Here is an 18,716-nt window from a genome sequence, read left to right as displayed (position 1 = left end):
CCACCCTCCGTCCATCCCTCCATGAATACGGCTTCTCTCGTCATTCTTCTCGGCCTCATGCTGGGACTCTCCGGCTGTTCCGTGCACAGTCAGCTGCAGAAGCCTCCCTACACCCATTATCAGGACGATGCGCTGGCTATCCAGGAAGCCCGCGAGGCATGGCTCGTTCTTTCATCCCCAAGACGCAGCCATGAATGGCCGGAAGCCAGAAAAAAATACAACGCCTGCATCCGGAAACTCGCCTCCCACCTCAAGCAGGCCAGCCGCAACGGCGGCATGGACGAAGCCACCCGCCAAAGCCTCCCCTTTGTCATTGAAAAATCTCCCTATGCCAGGGACAGCAATCCCTGGCATTACGAAGCCATCTTCATGTCCGACGAAGTGGACCCCACCTACCGCCTGCGGGAAACCGTCACCGTGGAGGGAATGGGCATCCCCTTGGCGGGACTGGCTCCGGAAGGGGCCTCCCGCCCCCACGCGAACATGCTCCGGGACAACGGCAACGTGCATACCCTGACGGCCATCCTGGACTTTGACCGCATGGTGGACGGAAAGCCCACTCTCCGCACCCTGCCTCGCTTGATGAACGAGCACATCCTCATCGGCCGCCACAAGGTGCGCCAGCCTCTGGCTGCCAACTTTTCCGTCCCGATCGCCCTTTTCTGGAAGCTCTCCGACGCAGACGGCACGGAACTGCTGGGCGCCTTCCGGCCCAAAAAGGCCATCAGCACCATGGGACTTTATTTCTCCGAACCCTACGATCCGAAGAAAATTCCCGTCCTCTTCACCCACGGTCTGATGTCCGGCCCCGCTACCTTTGCCAATCTCACCAACCGCCTGCTGGTGGACCCCGTCATCCGGGAAAACTACCAGTTCTGGTTCTTCGGCTACCCTTCCGGCCTGGCCTGGACCATTCCGGCAGGCAGGCAGCGCGCCGCGCTGGCGGAACTCACTCAGGAATACAATTCCCTCGGCGCCTCCAGGGAAATGAACAACATCGTCATGGTGGGGCATTCCATGGGCGGCCTCATCACCCGCTTCAACACATCCACCAAGCCGTGGATCCTCATGAAAGGATTGTTTGAACTCCCTCCGGAAACCTTTGAAAGCATGACTGCGGACAACTGGAAGGAAGGGCTCACCCCGCTGAACTGCGACGACCATACGCTGGAACAGCTCCATAACAACTTCATTTTCACCCCGGCCAAAGGAGTCACGCGCATCGTGTACATGGCCACTCCCCACCGCGGCTCCACCTTTGCGGACAACTGGATAGGCCGTCTGGGCCAGCGCCTGATCGACCTCCCCTCCGATGTGCTCGAGGAAGCCACCCGCATTGCAACCCTCAGCCGGGGCATGTTCCTGCTCAATCCTCTGCAACTGAAAGACGAACTCACCAGCATCCGCCAGCTTTCCCCGCACTCCTCGCTGGTCAAATATATGTCCGAGCTACGCTGCGATCCGTCCATTCCGGTCCATTCCATTATCGGGGACAGAGGAAAAAACAACACTCCCTACTCCTCGGACGGCATCGTGAAATACCGCTCCTCCCATTTGGACTGGAGCGTCAGCGAAAAAATCGTCCCATCCGGACACAGCGTTCAGGACGATCCCGCCGCGGCAGTGGAATTGCGCAGAATCCTCCGGGAACACCTCGTCAACGTAAAGGGCAAAAAAGTGCTGGAAGAAACGGAAGCAAACGCCGCCGTGCCCGTCTGGCAGACCAACCCCGCCCCTCCTATTATCCTGAAAAGACCGTAACGGGCATAAATGCCTGCTTATGGAGTTGCCTCCACGGGTGATTTTAAGCTAGAATATTCGCCAATACAATTCCCCTCTTCCATGCCTTCCGACGACTTCCTTTCCCTGGACCAGATTTCCAATCTCTTTCCCCAGTTGGAAAACATCCAGCTTATTGGAACAAAAGGCCCGCAGCAAATTTTTTCCGCTACGCTCAAGTCCAACTTCGCCCCCGTTATCCTGAGGCTGGTTCCTACGGAAGAAGCGGACGTCTTCGGCTGGACGCCCGAGTTCGTTATCCGTTCCCGCGCCATTGTGGAGCAATCCCACCAGGGCCTTCTCCGCGTTTATGAAGTAGGACAGGCCGGGTCCTTCACCTTCATCATCTCCGCCCATTCCCCCTATCCGCGCCTGGCGGACATAGAAAAAATTCCGCAAATCAAGCCGCAGACGGCACTCACGATTATCCGCAACCTGGCGGAGGGCCTGCTGACCCTGCACCGGAAAGGGATCTTTCATGGAGGCATCACGCCCAAACAGATCACCGTGCGCCCCGACGGCGGAGATGCGCTGCTGCTGCCCATCAATATTTATCCTGCCCAGCCTCCCGTGGACATGGGGGACTTCGCCTCCCCGGAATGGGTCACGGGAGCGGAACCCGCATTCACTCCGGGCATGGATATCTACGCCCTGGGGCTGACGCTTTACCTCCTGTTGACCCGCACTACTCCCCTAGAGGCACAGTTTGCCATGCCTTCCTCCCTGATTCGGTGCAGTGATGAAGTGGACGCCGTAGTCTCTCGCGCCATCAATCCATCTCCCCGGGAACGTTACCGGGACATGGGGGAATTCATCACAGACCTGGACAAAGCCATCGCCCGCCCTGCCGGGGGTATCTCCGCAGCGCCGGCAAAGTCGGCCGTCCAGCCCGCAATAGCCCTGAATGGATCGGGGAAGGGGCAGTCAAATGTTTATTATTATCTTATTCCGGCCCTGATCGTGGGCATCGTGCTGACGTATACCTGCATCCTGTACAAGAAGGATGTGGCGAAAATACGCAGCGATTACAACGAACAGGTGCAAAAGGCAAACGAGGCGAAAGCCGATGTCGTGCGGAAAGCCAACAAGGCGGCCAAGGAAGCGCGCCACCATGCGCCCGCAGTCCCTGCCATTCCCGCCCCGGCAGCCTCCGTTCCGCAACCTCCAGTCCCGGCGCCCCAGCCGGCTGCCCCTGAAAAATCAGCTCCCCACGTCCCCGCCGAACCCGGTGAAATCAACTGGAGCGTGCAGCCCGGCGTGAAAGTCCGCCAAAGTTCCACCCGCAACATGCTGGCGGCCTACGGACCCGAAAAAGCCGTGGACGGAAATACCAGTTCCGGGCTTTCCGACGTTTCCATCAGCGCCACCGGCGTCGTGGAAGGAAAGAGCGCCTGGTTCGGCATCGACTTCGGAGCGGAAACCAACCGTCCCGTGGAAAAAATCGTCATTTATACGCCCGCCAACCTGACCCTGCTGGGAACCATGGAGGAATTCAAGGTGATGCTGTACGACAATGAAAAAAATGTACTCGCGGAAAAAACCTTCACCACCACTCCTTCGGAAAAATCCACCAACATCAGCACCTGGAAGCTGGACTCTCCGGTCAAGGCGCGCGCGTTGCGCATCGAATCTACCAACCCCGCCCGGCCACTGGCCCTGACGGAAGTAGAAGTGTTCGGACCGGAAGAAAAAGCTGAACCGGCACCCGCCCCAGCCCCGGAAGAAATGGAGTAACCCCATGAATTCATCCCCTCCCGGACCTCATCCTCTTCTTTTCCGGGCGGGAAGATGGCTGCCTTTCCTGCTGGGAACGCTTTCCCTGTTCCTGATTGCCGGGACGTGTTTCATCATCTTCGTCCAGCGTCCCTGGATTCAGGAAGCCGTCCGGAAAATGATCGGGCAAATGGCTTCCGAACTCGCGACGCTCCATACAATTCCCTCCGGCATGGAGATCACCTATCCAGGTTCGGAAATCGGGTTGGTCATGTTCCCGCTTTCCATAGCCTGTTTCGCCTGCTGGCTCCTGCTCATCTACCGCCTGGCATGGGATGCCCGGCGCATTGGAGGAAAACTCATGCAGCCCAGCCCTGCAAAATGCGTTCTTTCCTTCATCCTTCCCGTCGGCAACCTGTGGATGCCCGTGAAAGCCCTGCTAAACATCAACAGCATTCTGTCCCCGACAAGCCAAACTTCCGGAAAAGTGCTCATCTGGACAGCCTGGGCCCTCAGCGTACCCGTCACGCTCCTGACACTCCTTTATACCTTGATCCACCCATTCATCACGTTCATGGAGACATTCGGAGGGTGGCAGGAAGAGGCGGATTCCTTCCCCATGGAACCGGTCGTTCAAGACATACAGTCCCTCTTCAGCGCCATGCTGGGGCCTGTTCTGTTTTATAACGGCATCGTATTCATGCTAAGCCTGCTGGCTTCCAACCTGATGATCTATTATCTGGACGCCCGCAGCCGCCGGATGCAGCCGTCCTGCAACTGAATAAATCATCCATAGCCTGTTCCGGGTACAGAAAGGAAAGAACGCCTCTCTTCCCAACCTCCCCCTATTCCCCCTAGGAACCACAACGAAGCAAACGACAAAAACGCAAAAAGCCCGGTCCATCTCACGACGAACCGGGCCAGCAAAATATAACAGCCTTTCCAATTACCGGGTGGCAGACTTGACGATCATAGCGTCCTTGCCAATGCGGCCGCGCAGATAGTGAAGCTTGGCACGGCGAACCTTGCCGCGGTTCACCACTTCAATCTTGGCGATGCGGGGGGTGTGCAGGGGGAACACGCGTTCCACGCCTTCGCCATAGGAAATTTTACGGACGGTAAACGCCTCATTGATGCCGGAACCGCGCTTCGCGATCACGATGCCCTGGAAAATCTGGATACGTTCCTTGCCGCCTTCAATAACACGAGTGTGAACCTTGATGGTATCACCTACGTTAAATGGGGTCACATCCGCCTTGAGTTGCTCTTGCTCGATTTTGTTGATAATGTTCATCTTGTGTTATCTGTTGCTGGTGAATATCAGTAAAAGGAAAACTTACGGGACGCAGAATATGGTCCATAATCCCCTAAAAGGCAATCCAAATTTGACATGCGGGCGCAATTTTATTTTTTAACGGGGGCGGGCGGCGGGGGAGTCACCCTCCTGCGCCATTCCTCAAGCGCAGGCAGAAAGTCCGCGGAGGGCATCCGGGCCTGGACGCTGTCCATCTGGAGCAGGCACGCCTTGTTCCCTCCCCGGGCACGGTCCACCAGCAGGGACTCCAGCAGAAGGCGGGAATGGTCCCGGGCATCGGGTGCGGAACTTAGCGCGGTGGAAACCATGTTCCCGGCCTGAACATATTCCTTCCTGTACAGGTATTCCAAGGCCAGCGCTTCATAAAGAAAGGAGGACGGGGCCTTCCGCGCGGATTCCAGCAGGCGTTCCGCCCGCTCCCGCCAGCGGTCCCCGAACTGGAGCCGGGAAGCCCACCATCCCTGGAAATAGCGGTCCTCTTCCGAAGGCTGCACATCCATGCTTTTCATGCGGGCGTACGGACGGTACAGAGGATCCCCGAATACCACACCCTGCCAGGAAACCACGGACATGCTCATCCAGGAGGCCTCCGCCACGGTATAGCCGTCCAGCAGGCGGTCCACGAACACGTCAAAGCGGTGGCTCGCACCCAGGAAAGGCTCATACACATTCCCCACCGTCACGTCGGCCCCTTTCTCCAGCAGGGCGGCGCTCCAACCCCTGCCCGGCGTCCTGAACTCGGACGCGCTGAACGAATGAAGATGCATGGCCACTGCTCCGGGCCGGAAGCGGAAGGAAGGATCGGCAAACGGACCGTTCGCATCCGGCGCATACCATCCGCAATACAGGGCCACGTCCCGACTCAGCGGAAATTTGGAGGGCAGCGTCTGGGGCCAATCGTCCAGATACACGGGAATCCCGGCCTCCCGGACGCGCCTGAACACGGCGTCCATCCATTTGTCCCCCTCCGCATGGGGACCGCCCCGGTCCACCACGGCCCACCCCCACAGCCCCTTCTTTTCCACGGCCGCAGGTTCCGTCACCAGACGCATGCAGGTGGCAGCCGTCAGACCGTCCATGCGGCACACCAGGAACGTAGGCAGCCCGGAGCCCACAAAATCCTCCCTTTTATTGAAATAGGGATTTGCCAGCCAGGATTGCCTTTCATAGCCGTCAAACGCCAGCAGGGCCAATTCGGAATCCACGGAGGCCCGGTCCGTCTTCATCTGGTTGATATCCTTTCCCGGCGGCGGGACAGGCTGCTCGTGCCGTATCTTCATCGGCAGGTCGGACATCAGGAGAAGCACGAAAATCTTCCGATCCATCATGGGGGAAGAGGAAATTCCGGAAGAAACCCACCACTTCTGCTCCCGCGCGGACTTCAGCAGCGGGAGCCGGATCAGGTCGTCAAACTCCTTTCTGGATATCTCGTTCACCTGGGGGCAATCCAGGGCAATGAGGTTCCGTTCCGGCACGCCGCGCACCCGTGCATACTCCACGGCCATGCGGCGGCTCAGAATTGATTTCCCGTTGTAAACCACAGCCACGTGAGACGGCTGGAGTTCATAGGCGGCTACGGCGGAAAACCAAGCCGCCAGGAACAGCAATATGGCTAATCCCCTCTTGAACATGCCCCTATCCTACCTGATCGGCGCAAGCAATCAAGCAGGCGAAACGGCCCGGATGCGATTTCGCCATTTTTCCGCTTTTCGCTTCACTTCTAAAAAAAATCCGCTTTAATGACTCGTGATGCATTGCAGGCTGATGCCTGCATTCATAACCACCATACGCATATGATTCAGCAAATTGACCATATCGGCATTGCCGTCAAGAGTCTTGACGCTACCGTTCCCTATTATCGTGACGCACTTGGCCTCGGAGAACCCCACATCGAGGAAGTTCCCACACAAAAGGTGCGCGTCGCCATGTTCGACGTTGCCGGAGTCCACATTGAACTGCTTGAACCCACCTCTCCGGAAAGCGCCATTGCCAAGGCCATTGAGAAAAAGGGCGAAGGCATCCACCACATCGCTTTCAAGACCAACGACATCGCCGGGAACATCTCCCAGGCCAAGGATGCCGGCCTGATCGTGCTGAATGATCCGCCCGTGCCCGGCGCCCACAATACCCAGGTCACTTTCCTGCATCCCAAGTGCACCTTCGGCGTGCTCACTGAATTCTGCCAGCATCCCGGCGGCTGCGGATGCGAACACTAAACATATTTCCTGAATATACTACATCACTATACAAATGGCTATTGATCCCAAATTGATTGACGATCTGAACAGCCGCCGCAAGAAGGTAATCCTCAGCGGCGGCCAGGAAAAGATCGACAAGAGGCACGAAAAGGGCGAAATGACCGCCCGCGACCGCATGGGGTACCTTTTTGAAGAAGGCACCTTCTCTGAAATAGGCATGCACGTGCGCCACAACTGCCACAACTTCGGCATGGAAAAGAAGGAAATCCCCGGCGACGGTGTCGTTTCCGGCTTCGGCCTGGTGAACGGGCGCCCCGTCGCCTGCGCCGCTTCCGACTTCCTTGCACAGGGCGGTTCCCTCGGTTACATGCACGCCATGAAAATCGCAGACGCGCAGAAATACTCCCTGAAAGCCGGCATCCCGATGGTGACGGTGAACGACTCCGGCGGCGCGCGCCTGCAGGAAGGCGTGGCGGCCCTGTCCGGCTACGCGCAGGTATTCTACAACAACGTGCTGGCCTCCGGCGTGGTTCCGCAGATATCCATGATCCTGGGACCCTGCGCGGGCGGCGCGGCCTACTCCCCGGCCCTGACGGACTTCATTATCATGCGCAACTCCGGCAACGCCGGCATGTACATCACCGGACCCAAGGTAATCGAACAGGTGACGTATGAAAAGTGCACGATGGACGACATCGGTTCCGCGGCCATCCACGCTTCCGTTTCCGGGAACGTCCACTTCGTCGCGGACAGCGACGCCCACGCGCTGGACATCCTGAAGCGCCTCCTGTCCTTCCTGCCCGCCAACAACACGGAAGAACCTCCCCACAAGCTGGACACCCCGCTGGACCTGAGCATGGACGGCGGCATGAACGACCTGATCCCCAGCGACAACCGCACGCCCCTGGACGTGCAGCCCATCATCAGCCGCCTGGTGGACAACGGAGACTTCCTGGAAGTGCAGAAGGACTTCGCCAAAAACATCGTCGTCGGCTTCGGCCGCATCTGCGGCGTGGTGGTAGGCATCATCGCCAACCAGCCCAACGTGAAAGCCGGGTGCCTGGACATCGACTCCTCCGACAAGGCCGCCCGCTTCATCCGTTTCTGCAACGCGTTCAACACCCCCCTGGTCAACCTGGTGGACGTGCCCGGCTTCCTGCCCGGCAAAAACCAGGAACGCGGCGGCATCATCCGCCACGGTGCCAAGCTTATCTTCGCCTATTCCCAGTCCACGGTGCCCAAGGTCACCCTGATCATGCGCAAGGCCTACGGCGGCGCGTACATCGCCATGTGCTGCAAGGACCTCGGCGCTGACGCCGTCTTCGCTTGGCCCGGCGCGGAAATCGCCGTGATGGGTGCGGAAGGCGCCGTTCCGGTGCTTTACGGCCGCGAGCTCAAGGCCGTGGAAGACCCTGCGGAAAAGGCCAAGCGCCAGGGAGAGCTTCTGGAAGAATACCGCGAAGCCTTCTACAATCCCTACGTAGCCGCCGGCATGGGCCAGATCACGGAAGTCATCAATCCGGAAGAAACCCGCGCCAAGATCGCCTTCGCCCTGCGCACCCTGCTGAACAAGAAGGAAGTGCGCCCGGCCAAGAAGCACGGCAACATGCCGCTTTAACATCCATCTTCACGGATTCATATGCTACTTACAACACTCGCCTTCGCACAGGGCATGGCCAACGTCATGAACAATCTGAACTACCAGATTGTAGGCATCATGGTAGTCATGCTGTGCCTGGGTGGCCTGGCCGTCATCCTGACTGTCAGCGGTTCCATAGCCGCCGCCATTCAGAACAGGGCTAAAGCCAAGGCCGCTATCCCCGCCGCCGTGCCTGCCGCCGCTACCGCGGCCGCAGGCAAGCAGGGCATGACTCCGGAAATGCTCGCCCTCCTCTCCGCAGCCGTGGACTCCGCCATGACGGAGCTCACGCCGGAAATGGTGGCCGTCATCTCCGCAGCCGTGGATGCGGGCCTGGACGGCATGAGCCACCGCATCGTGGAAATCAAGCAATCCCCGGGTTCCGGCTATGCGGCCGCGGGCAGGGCGGAAATCTTCGCCTCCCACCGCATCCGGCCCTCCCGGTGATCAATCCATTATTCACCTTATACTACAGTCCCGCCTGCAGGCGGGCAGCATCTAACTTAACATTCCATACCAATACATTATTATGAAGAAACTCCGCATCACCGTTGACGGCAAGGTATTTGACGTATCCGTAGAACTCCTGGACCAGGTCTCCTCCACGACGGCGGCTCCCGTTCCCGCAGCAGCTCCCGCCCCGGTCCCCGCAGCTTCCGCTCCCGTTGCGGCCCCTGCTCCGGCCCCCGCACCCGCTCCTGCCGCCGCCGGCGCCGGAGACATTCCCAGCCCGCTTGCCGGCAAGGTCGTCTCCCTGGATGTAGCCCCCGGTACCGCCGTCAAGGCCGGCGACCAGATCATGACTCTGGAAGCCATGAAGATGAACACCATCATCTACGCTCCCTCCGCCGGCACGATTACCGCCTTCTGCGTAAGCGCAGGCGACACGGTGCAGGAAGGGCAGCCCCTGGCCAAAATCGGTTAAATCCGGCCGCAATCGTCCGGAACCACCAGTGGTTCTGGAACCTGATTCAGACTACAACCCGTTATAACGAATATTCCATATGGGTCTTTTAGATTCATTAATCACCTTTTTACAGGGGATGGGCATCTTCTCCCTATCATGGCAAATGGTAGGGATGTGGGGGATCGCCATTCTGCTCCTGTATCTGGGTGTGGCCAAGCAATACGAACCGCTCCTGATGGTTCCGATTGCCTTCGGCGCCCTCATCGCCAACATTCCGGACAACGGAATGCTCATCTCCCAGATGAACCAGCAGGTCATTTCCTCCAATGAAAAGGGACAGGTTACGGCTACATCCCTGAACAACGTGGGGTATCTGCGCGTTCATGTAGCTCCGCTCCAGGAGGCGCCCATCAAGGTGCCGGACAACCTCACCACGCCTGAAGCTCGCGCCCAATATCTGGAACGTATGCACCAGCCCATGCAGGTTTATCCTGGCAAGCAGCTGACCGTCTCCCAGATCAAATCCGTGCGCGAATCCCAGGAAAGGGCCAAGGCGGATGCTGCGGCGCTGGGTGACGACAGCCTGGTGGTTGATCCCAACCTGAAGGAATTCTCCAATGTCAGCGATGACAACGTCAATAATCCCGTTTTCCTGCTCACGCGGGAAGCCAGCACCATTGTCGTCCGCCAGCAGGGAACGGACTACTTTGACACCAGCGGCAACCGGATTCCGGTGGACCTGAAAACCGACAGGCTGGAACCCCTGGTGGTCTCCGCCGCGGGCAAATACGTGGCCGTAGGCCAGCAAACCCGGGAATTCATGATCACCTCCATCCACGGCGGCCTGTATGACTGGATCGGCCTGGGCATCAAGGCGGAAATCTTCCCGCCCATCATATTCCTGGGTGTGGGCGCCCTGACGGACTTCGGCCCGCTGCTTGCCGCTCCGCGCACCCTTCTTCTGGGTGCCGCGGCCCAGGTCGGCGTGGCGGCCACTTTCTTCATGGCCCTGTTCATGCGCTTCACTCCGGAAGAAGCCGCTTCCATCGGCATCATCGGCGGTGCGGACGGCCCCACCTCCATCTTCCTGACCATGAAGCTGGCCCCGCACCTCCTCGGCGCCGTAGCCGTGGCCGCGTACACGTACATGGCCCTGGTCCCGCTGATACAGCCGCCCATCATGGCGCTGCTGACCACCAAGAAGGAACGCGTCATCCGCATGAAATCGTTGCGCCAGGTCAGTAAGGGAGAAAAACTCTTCTTCGCCGTGCTGGTTACCATCGTCACCATTCTGCTGATTCCGGACGCCGCTCCGCTCATCGGCATGCTGATGCTGGGCAACTTCATGCGCGAATGCAAGGTTACGGAACGCCTGGTGCAGGCCTCCCAGAATGAAATCATCAACATCGTCACCATCTTCCTGGGCACCTCCGTGGGCCTGACGATGCAGGGAGACCGCTTCCTGCAGCCGGAAACGCTGCTGATCATTCTTCTGGGCATCGTAGCCTTCGGCGTAGCGACTGCCGGCGGCGTCATTGCCGCCAAGCTGATGAACCTCATCTGGCGCAAGAACCCGGTCAATCCCCTGATCGGTTCCGCGGGCGTCTCCGCTGTTCCCATGGCGGCGCGCGTCTCCCACAACGTGGGCCAGAAATACGATCCCTCCAACTACCTTCTCATGCACGCCATGGGACCGAACGTTGCGGGCGTCATCGGCACCGCCGTCATCGCGGGCTACTACATCGCCACACTGGCGAGATAACCTGAATAAACATCATCCCAGGCCTCGGCCCATCCCATGAACTCCACACCCCCATGCCCCACTCCTGCAGAGGAGGAAGGACCATGCGGCGACTGGACCTATCATGAATGGGCCGAGGCTTTTTCCACCAACGACCTGGCCCGCACGCTCCCGCCCCGGCATATCGCCGTCTGCCGGGTGCAGACCGGAGGGCGAGGCAGATTCAACCGCCAATGGATAGGAGAAAAAGGCGGACTGTGGGCCTCATTTACCGTTCCCCTGGATACTCCGCCTGAAGCTTCCGCGGAAATCAGCTGGGGGCATCTGCCCCTGGTCGCAGGAGTTGCGTTGTTGAACATGCTGTGGGACATGGGCATACGGACCGCCCGCCTGCGCTGGCCGAACGATTTGCTTGTGAACCGCTCCAAGCTGGCGGGCATCCTGGTGGAACGCCCCTCGGACCATATGGCGGTCATCGGCATCGGCGTCAACGTCTTCAATGACGTGACCGGAATTGCCGGCATGGTGCAGGACCCGCCCGCCCGTCTCTCAGACCTGCTGCCGGACTGCCCGTCCGTACACGATGTCATGGCCGCTCTGGCCTCCCATCTGGACCGGGTTTTCACCGCATTTTCACGCGGAGGCATCTCCGCCCTGCGGGATTCCCTGGCCCTAGCCTGGGCGGAACCCCGGCCCGTGACCGTCTTCACGGATGACGAAACCGTCCAGGGAATATTTACAGGGATTGACGATCAGGGCAATCCTGTGTTATCCCTTCCAGCCGGCCGCGCCAGAACCATTCCGGCACACCTGGTCAACAGGCTCAAGGAAGAATGAGCCTATCCCTCCCTTTTCCATAAATACGGAGGATTCTTTCATTTTCATTCAACAAAAATCAACTGACATGAGTTACAAGGAATTGACACCAGAAGAAGCAGCAGCTCTCATTGAACATGGTGAAAATATCGGCTTCAGCGGCTTCACCGCCGCCGGAGTACCCAAGGCGGTTCCCCGCGCCATCGCCGCCAGGGCAACCGCGGAACATGAAGCGGGCCGTCCATTCAAGGTAAACATCTTTACGGGAGCCTCCACCAGCGCCTCCGCGGACGGCGCCCTGGCGGAAGCGGACGCCGTGGACTGCCGCACGCCCTACCAGTCCTCCCCGGCCCTGCGCAAAAACATCAACAGCGGCCGCACCCGCTACAACGACATGCACCTGTCCCACACGGCCATGTACATGCGCTACGGCCATATCCCCGCCGTAAAAACCGCCATCATTGAAGTGGCGGACATCACTCCGGAAGGGGAAATCACGCTAACCACCGGCGCGGGCAACACCCCCACCTACTGCGAGCTCGCGGAACGCATCATCGTGGAGGTGAACGCCTACCATCCGAAGGAACTCAAGGGCATGCACGACCTGATGATGCCGCTGGATCCGCCCAACCGCCAGCCCATCCCCCTCACCAAACCTTCCGAACGCGTCGGTTCCCTGACCTGGAAAATCGACCCCTCCAAGGTCGTCGGCATCGTCCGCACCAATGAACCGGACGGCATCGGCGCCTTCAAGCCTGGAGACCCCATCACGGACAAAATCGGTGAAAACGTCGCCAAATTCCTGGAAGAAGAACTGGAAGCCGGGCGTATTCCCGCCTCCTTCCTGCCTATCCAGTCCGGCGTAGGCAACATTGCCAACGCCGTCCTGGGCGCCCTGGGCCGCAACAAGAAAATTCCGAACTTCCAGATGTACACGGAAGTAATTCAGGACTCCGTCATCACGCTGATGAAGGAAGGACGCTGCACCTTCGCTGGCGGCTGCTCCCTGACCGTCTCCGACGCCATGCTGGCGGAAATGTACAAGGATCTGGACTTCTACAAATCCAAGGTGATTCTGCGCCCGCAGGAAATCTCCAACAACGCTGAAATCGTGCGCCGCCTGGGCCTCATCTGCATCAACACGGCCATTGAAGTGGACCTCTTCGGCCAGGTGAACTCCACGCACTTCTTCGGCAAGCAGATGATGAACGGCATCGGCGGTTCCGGGGACTTTGCCCGCAACGGCTACCTCACCATCTTCACCTGCCCCTCCACGGCCAAGGGCGGAGCCATCTCCTCCATCGTGCCGATGGTTTCCCACCACGACCACACGGAACACGACGTGGACATCATCGTCACGGAATACGGTGTGGCCGACCTGCGTGGCAAATGCCCCCGCGACCGCGCGGAGGAAATCATCACCAAGTGCGTCCATCCGGACTATCAGGAAAAACTGCGCCAGTACATCGCGCTCACGCCTCAGGGCCATACGCCCCACTGCCTGGCCAAGGCCTTTGAAATGCACACCAAGTTCCAGGAAACCGGCGACATGAGAAACGCCGACTTTTCCGCCTGATCCGCATTGACCATTCGCGTCTCCGCGTTAAACTCGCAGGGCCGCTTCCTCACCGGAAGCGGCCCTTTTTCATGACTCCGCCGCTGCCATGCCGAACGACTCCCCTTCCCCCCGCCCCGAAGACTGGATGATTTATCCGGGCGTCAGGCAGGCCGTCCGCATCTGCGCGCTTGCGTTCTGCGCTGGAATCGTCCTGACCGTCCTGCACCATCTGCTGATGCCCGTACTCTTTCATCTCCCGGGCAGCGCGGCATGGAGCGTTCCCGCAGCGCTCCTGGTGGAAATTGCCACCATCATTTCCCTGTCCGTGCTTGTCGCGTGGGGCGCCCGCGCCCTGCTGGCATCGCGCGGCAACTATGTCACCCGCACACTGAGTTTCCTGATGGTTTTCCCCGCCCTGTATGCGGCCCTACTTCTTCTGTCCTCCAGTCCTGCCGTCGTCAGGCTTACGGCGGCAGACACGGTTCTGGAAACAACATTCCTGCTGGCTGCCGCCACCGCCTTTTTTTCCCTGCCGTACATAAAAGGCTATCCGGTCGCCTGGAGGAAGCGTTTCCTGGCCTGGGCCATTCTCGCGGCATGCTATGCCTTGCAAGGCGCCGTGATCGTTCTTCTCATGTCACTCTGGATGAACCAGGTGGCCAAGGCGCCGCAGTTCCTGCCGGGAATACTCATGGCGCTCTCCTGCGCACTGGAACTGGCCCTGTGCTTCTTCTCCGTCCTTCTGGCGTGGACATTATACCGCTGCGTTCCCCTGATCGTCTCCATGCCTGAAAAAAACGATCCCCGCTTTCCTGAAGAAAAAAAGTGAATCAGCCGGAACAGCCTTTAAAAGAGGCCGGGAAAAATGTTCCAGGCATGTACTTTCCACGCTGTCGCAGCCGCCGGCATCACGACATCCATTCCCATTCCGGATTCCTTTGACGGGTTGCGCACCCTCCACACTGGAACAGGCTGCCGCAGATACCAGGCAGGGTAAAAAATGCTCCCTGGAATTCCGGGGGAAGCAACACAAACCGGGCCGCCATAAGACTATCCACTTTCCCTAACGGCGGGAATCTCCAAAGGAGGTAGCATCCCTCCCCCGGCCTCTCTCTGGCCGGAGCATGGAATTCGCGGAAGAAGGAAGGAAATCCCCTTCTTCTCTCAAGGAAGCAAATCCAGCAGATACTGGCCGTAGCTGTTGTTGCGCATGGCTTCCGCCTGCTTCTGCAGAATTTCTGAGGAAATCCATCCGTTGTTAAAGGCGATTTCTTCCAGGCACGCCACCTTGAACCCTTGGTGGTGCTCCAGCGTACGGACGAACATGGACGCCTCCAGCAGCGTATCGTGCGTCCCGGTATCCAGCCAGGTATAGCCGCGGGCCAGTTTTTCCACGCGCAGCAGCCCCTGCTTCAGGTATTCCTGGTTCACGGATGTAATTTCCAGTTCCCCGCGGGCGGATTTGGGAATCTGCCCGGCGATGTCCACCACCTGGTTGTCGTAAAAATATAGCCCCGTCACGGCCATGTCAGACTTGGGATTAGCGGGCTTTTCCTCAATGGAGACCGCCTTTCCCTCCTCGTCAAACTCCACCACGCCGAAACGCTGCGGATCATGCACCTGGTAGCCGAAAACGGTCGCCCCGTTTTCCAGGGCGGCGGCCCTTCTCAACTTCTCCGTCAGGCCGCGGCCGTAAAAAATATTGTCCCCCAGCACCAGGGCCACCGTATCTCCCCCGATAAACTCCTTCCCAATGATAAATGCCTGGGCCAGACCTTCCGGTTTGGGCTGGACCTTGAAATCGAAAGTCACGCCGAACCTGCTTCCGTCACCCAGCAGCTCGCGGTACAGCGGCAGGGCCTCCGGAGAGGAAATGAGGAGAATCTCCCGTATTCCGGCCAGCATCAGCACGGAAATGGGATAATACACCATCGGCTTGTCGTAAATGGGCAGCAGCTGCTTGCTGACGGAAAGCGTCACGGGATGCAGGCGGGTACCGCTTCCTCCAGCCAGAACAATACCTTTCATATCAATCTCCTATCCATTAATTCCCAAACGTTCCAAACGGTAGTCCCCGGAAAGGATGCGCCGCCACCACTCTTCATGGGTCAAATACCATTCGATGGTCTTCCTGAATCCGGAGGAATGGTCCTGCTTGGGCTCCCAGCCCAGCTCCCGGCGTATCTTGGAAGCGTCGATCGCGTAGCGCAGGTCATGCCCCGGCCTGTCCCGGACAAAAGTAATCTGGTCCCGGTAGCTTCCGCCGTCCGCGCGCGGCCGCAGTTCATCCAGATGGGAGCACAGCAGCTCCACCAGTTCCAGATTCGTTTTTTCGTTATTGCCGCCTATATTGTACGTTTCCCCGGGTTTCCCGGAAGAAACGACGGTGAACAGCGCTTCACAATGGTCCAGCACATACAGCCAGTCCCGCACGTTCTCCCCCTTGCCGTACACGGGGATGGGCTCCCCGGCCAGGGCCTTCAGGATCACCACGGGAATCAGCTTCTCGGGAAACTGGTAGGGGCCGTAATTATTGGAGCAATTCGTGACCAGTACGGGCAGGCCGTACGTATCGTGCCAGGCGCGCACCAGATGGTCACTGGCCGCCTTGCTGGCGGAATACGGGGAATGGGGGCTGTACGGCGTGGCTTCCGTAAACAGGCCGTCCCGGCCCAAAGTACCGTACACTTCGTCGGTGGAAATGTGATGGAAACGGAAACGCTGCTTCCTTTCCCCCTCCAGAGAGCGGTAGCAATCCAGGGCGGACTGAAGCATGGAAAAAGTCCCCATCACGTTCGTGGTAATGAAATCGCCCGGATCGTCAATGGAGCGGTCCACATGGGATTCCGCCGCCAGGTGCATCACCCAGTCCGGGGAATACTCCTTCATGGTGCGCCGCATCAGCTCGGCATCCCGCACGTCCGCATGCAGAAAACGGTACGCGGGCAGGTCCGCCACGTCATCCAGGGAATGAATGTTGCCCGCATAAGTCAGGGCGTCAATGTTCAGGACTTCACAGCCGCGCTCCAGCAGCAGCCTGACCAGATTGGAGCCGATGAATCCGGCTCCGCCCGTAACGATAACTCTCATCATACTGTTTTCAGGAAAATTTCCGCTTTTATGATACTAGGACGGATGCGGCTTTTCAAAACAAATCCGCCCATGCTTCCAGAAAGAAGCGCATGGGCGGAAAAAAGATGCGTCCGGCCGCGGAACGAATCAGCAGCTCAATTCGCGGCAAAGGTTGATGATGTCCGGATTGACGGAATACTGCTGGCCGGCCACGGCGTCCAGGGAGGCATAGCCGTACTGTCCGTCGTGGTACACCATGATCTGGTTGATGTCCCCCTTGTGCAGGGCTTCCACGGCGCGCGTGGCAAAGCGGGTGCCCATCAGGCGGTCGCGGGCGGAGGGAGAGCCGCCGCGCTGTACATGGCCCAGAACAGTCAGGCGGGTATCCATGCCGGCGCGTTCCGTCAACCAGCGGGTGAGGTACTGGGCCACGCGGGTGCCTTCCGCCACCACGGCGATGATGCAGCTTCCTTCCTCGTTGATGGCGGGCTGGAGGCGCTTGTAAATGGACTCCAGATCGTAGGGAATTTCGGGAACGATGCAAATATCCGCCGCACTGCACAGGGCGGTGGTCATCGCCAGGTAGCCGCAGTCGCGGCCCATGGTCTCAATCACGAACGCACGGTGATGGGAGCGGGCGGTATCGCGCACGGAATCGATGCAGTCCAGAATGACGTTCTGGGCCGTATCCACACCCAGGCAGTAGTCCGTACCGGCAATGTCGTTGTCGATCGTGGCCGGAATGCCGGCGAAGGGCACTTCAAAATCGTTGAAAAAGTCGTTCAGGGCGCGGAAGGAGCCGTCGCCGCCCATAATGATCAGCTTGTTGATGTTGCGTTCCTTCAGATGTTCGTAGGCCTGCTTGCGGAATTCGTAGTCGAAAAAGCGCTTGGAGCGGGAGGAGCGGAGGAGAGTTCCGCCCCGGTAAATCATGTCGCTGGTCAGTTCCCGGGTAGCCTCTTTGATTTTTCCATCGATCAGCCCTTCCAGACCGTCATAGACAACGAAGGGATTCATTCCAAGCTGGCGGGCATGATCCACGGCAGACTTGATCGCCGGATTCATACCGGCGGCGTCACCGCCCGATGTCATAATGGCTATTCCACTCATAAGTAATAAGGTTAACTTGTCCGGGGGGAAATCTTACCGTGCCGGACAAATAATGCAAGCGCGGAGTTTTTGCTGGCGCAATAAACGAAAAGGCTCCATGATAAGAAAGCATGAACGCCACCGCATCCGCCATTCTGAACGCCACGGCCGACCTCCGGGACGGAACAGCCCGGCTCCTGTTCGGAGATCCCGTACACTTCACCTACAACCCGCTTTCCTACGCATGGGTACCGCACGAACAATACGTCCTGAAATACGGAAACGGTGAAAAAAGGCACCTTTTCCTGGGCATGAATCCCGGCCCCTTCGGCATGGCCCAGACGGGCGTACCCTTCGGAGAAGTGGACGCCGTCGTCAACTGGATGCACATCCGCGAAGAAGTGGACAGACCGGAACACACCCACCCCAAACGCCCCGTGGAGGGGTTTGACTGCCCGCGTTCGGAAGTGAGCGGCCGCCGCTTGTGGGGGCTGTTTGCGGAAACCTTCGGCACGGCGGAAAACTTCTTCCGCCACAACTACGTGGCCAACTACTGCCCCCTGGTCTGGATGAGCGCCACAGGCGCCAACATCACTCCGGACAAGCTGCCCGCGGAACAACGCGCCGCCGTGGACGCCGTGTGCATGCGGCATCTGGTAGCCCTCATCACCATCCTGAATCCGCATACCCTCGTGGGCGTGGGGGCGTACGCCACGCAAAAACTCCGGGCTGCCGCCGCGCTCCTGCCGGACAAATCGTTCACCATCGGCACCCTGCTCCATCCGAGCCCCGCCAGCCCCATCGCCAACAAGCTATGGCCGGAACGCCCCATCCAGCAGCTCAAGGAACTGGGCATTTTGTGAAGAGTGGGGAGGTGAGTGACACGGAA

Annotated in this window: 17 protein-coding genes; 12 read left to right on the top strand and 5 right to left on the bottom strand. The window is 59.1% G+C overall.

The features are described 5' to 3' along the window. Nucleotides 1–21: 21 nt before the first annotated feature. From V3C20_RS08970 to V3C20_RS08960, 3 genes are all read left to right on the top strand, one after another. On the top strand, nucleotides 22–1,761 hold the full coding sequence (locus tag V3C20_RS08970; protein WP_130084709.1) for a hypothetical protein: 1,740 nt from the start codon (nucleotides 22–24) through the stop codon (nucleotides 1,759–1,761). Between the two features lie 81 nt (nucleotides 1,762–1,842). Next, on the top strand, nucleotides 1,843–3,513 hold the full coding sequence (locus tag V3C20_RS08965) for a discoidin domain-containing protein (RefSeq protein WP_161981425.1): 1,671 nt from the start codon (nucleotides 1,843–1,845) through the stop codon (nucleotides 3,511–3,513). A gap of 4 nt (nucleotides 3,514–3,517) precedes the next feature. Continuing rightward, a complete protein-coding gene (locus V3C20_RS08960) occupies nucleotides 3,518–4,273 on the top strand; it encodes a DUF4328 domain-containing protein (protein WP_130084711.1) in 756 nt (251 codons plus the stop codon). A 165-nt stretch (nucleotides 4,274–4,438) separates the two neighbouring features. On the opposite strand, the gene rplS is transcribed toward V3C20_RS08960, so the two are convergent. Together rplS and V3C20_RS08950 are read right to left on the bottom strand one after the other, a co-directional pair. After that, the gene (gene rplS / locus V3C20_RS08955) at nucleotides 4,439–4,786 is read right to left on the bottom strand and encodes a 50S ribosomal protein L19 (protein ID WP_067568978.1); all 348 of its coding nucleotides are present in this window, start codon (nucleotides 4,784–4,786) and stop codon (nucleotides 4,439–4,441) included. 110 nt (nucleotides 4,787–4,896) lie between these two features. Next, on the bottom strand, nucleotides 4,897–6,438 hold the full coding sequence (locus V3C20_RS08950) for a TIGR03790 family protein (RefSeq protein WP_130084712.1): 1,542 nt from the start codon (nucleotides 6,436–6,438) through the stop codon (nucleotides 4,897–4,899). A gap of 162 nt (nucleotides 6,439–6,600) precedes the next feature. On the opposite strand from V3C20_RS08950, the gene mce reads away from it, so the two are divergent. The 8 genes from mce to V3C20_RS08910 all read left to right on the top strand — a co-directional run bounded on the left by mce (nucleotide 6,601) and on the right by V3C20_RS08910 (nucleotide 14,495). Further along, nucleotides 6,601–7,023, top strand: coding sequence for a methylmalonyl-CoA epimerase (gene mce, locus V3C20_RS08945; RefSeq protein WP_130084713.1), 423 nt, complete (start codon nucleotides 6,601–6,603; stop codon nucleotides 7,021–7,023). Nucleotides 7,024–7,057: 34 nt separating this feature from the next. Beyond that, on the top strand, nucleotides 7,058–8,623 hold the full coding sequence (locus V3C20_RS08940; protein WP_130084714.1) for an acyl-CoA carboxylase subunit beta: 1,566 nt from the start codon (nucleotides 7,058–7,060) through the stop codon (nucleotides 8,621–8,623). A gap of 21 nt (nucleotides 8,624–8,644) precedes the next feature. Then, on the top strand, nucleotides 8,645–9,091 hold the full coding sequence (locus V3C20_RS08935; protein WP_130084715.1) for an OadG family transporter subunit: 447 nt from the start codon (nucleotides 8,645–8,647) through the stop codon (nucleotides 9,089–9,091). Between the two features lie 82 nt (nucleotides 9,092–9,173). Next, on the top strand, nucleotides 9,174–9,569 hold the full coding sequence (locus tag V3C20_RS08930; RefSeq protein ID WP_192907218.1) for an acetyl-CoA carboxylase biotin carboxyl carrier protein subunit: 396 nt from the start codon (nucleotides 9,174–9,176) through the stop codon (nucleotides 9,567–9,569). 79 nt (nucleotides 9,570–9,648) lie between these two features. Continuing rightward, entirely contained in the window at nucleotides 9,649–11,313 is a 1,665-nt protein-coding gene (locus V3C20_RS08925) for a sodium ion-translocating decarboxylase subunit beta (protein ID WP_130084717.1), read from the top strand. 36 nt (nucleotides 11,314–11,349) lie between these two features. Next, nucleotides 11,350–12,129, top strand: coding sequence for a biotin--[acetyl-CoA-carboxylase] ligase (locus V3C20_RS08920; protein WP_130084718.1), 780 nt, complete (start codon nucleotides 11,350–11,352; stop codon nucleotides 12,127–12,129). A gap of 67 nt (nucleotides 12,130–12,196) precedes the next feature. After that, entirely contained in the window at nucleotides 12,197–13,684 is a 1,488-nt protein-coding gene (locus V3C20_RS08915) for a succinate CoA transferase (RefSeq protein WP_067568994.1), read from the top strand. A gap of 88 nt (nucleotides 13,685–13,772) precedes the next feature. Then, entirely contained in the window at nucleotides 13,773–14,495 is a 723-nt protein-coding gene (locus V3C20_RS08910; protein ID WP_130084719.1) for a hypothetical protein, read from the top strand. 335 nt (nucleotides 14,496–14,830) lie between these two features. On the opposite strand, the gene rfbA is transcribed toward V3C20_RS08910, so the two are convergent. From rfbA to V3C20_RS08895, 3 genes are all read right to left on the bottom strand, one after another. Beyond that, nucleotides 14,831–15,694, bottom strand: a complete 864-nt coding sequence (gene rfbA, locus V3C20_RS08905; protein WP_130084720.1) for a glucose-1-phosphate thymidylyltransferase RfbA — start codon at nucleotides 15,692–15,694, stop codon at nucleotides 14,831–14,833. Nucleotides 15,695–15,703: 9 nt separating this feature from the next. After that, the gene (gene rfbB, locus V3C20_RS08900; RefSeq protein WP_130084738.1) at nucleotides 15,704–16,756 is read right to left on the bottom strand and encodes a dTDP-glucose 4,6-dehydratase; all 1,053 of its coding nucleotides are present in this window, start codon (nucleotides 16,754–16,756) and stop codon (nucleotides 15,704–15,706) included. 129 nt (nucleotides 16,757–16,885) lie between these two features. Then, nucleotides 16,886–17,848: a 6-phosphofructokinase gene (locus V3C20_RS08895; protein ID WP_130084721.1), complete on the bottom strand. Its 963-nt coding sequence runs from the start codon at nucleotides 17,846–17,848 to the stop codon at nucleotides 16,886–16,888. A gap of 110 nt (nucleotides 17,849–17,958) precedes the next feature. On the opposite strand from V3C20_RS08895, the gene V3C20_RS08890 reads away from it, so the two are divergent. After that, nucleotides 17,959–18,690: a uracil-DNA glycosylase family protein gene (locus V3C20_RS08890; RefSeq protein ID WP_130084722.1), complete on the top strand. Its 732-nt coding sequence runs from the start codon at nucleotides 17,959–17,961 to the stop codon at nucleotides 18,688–18,690. Nucleotides 18,691–18,716 lie beyond the last annotated feature (26 nt).

The organism is Akkermansia sp. RCC_12PD (genome assembly GCF_036417355.1).
Taxonomy (GTDB): Bacteria; Verrucomicrobiota; Verrucomicrobiia; order Verrucomicrobiales; family Akkermansiaceae; genus Akkermansia.
This window is presented reverse-complemented; position numbering and strand designations above follow the sequence as displayed.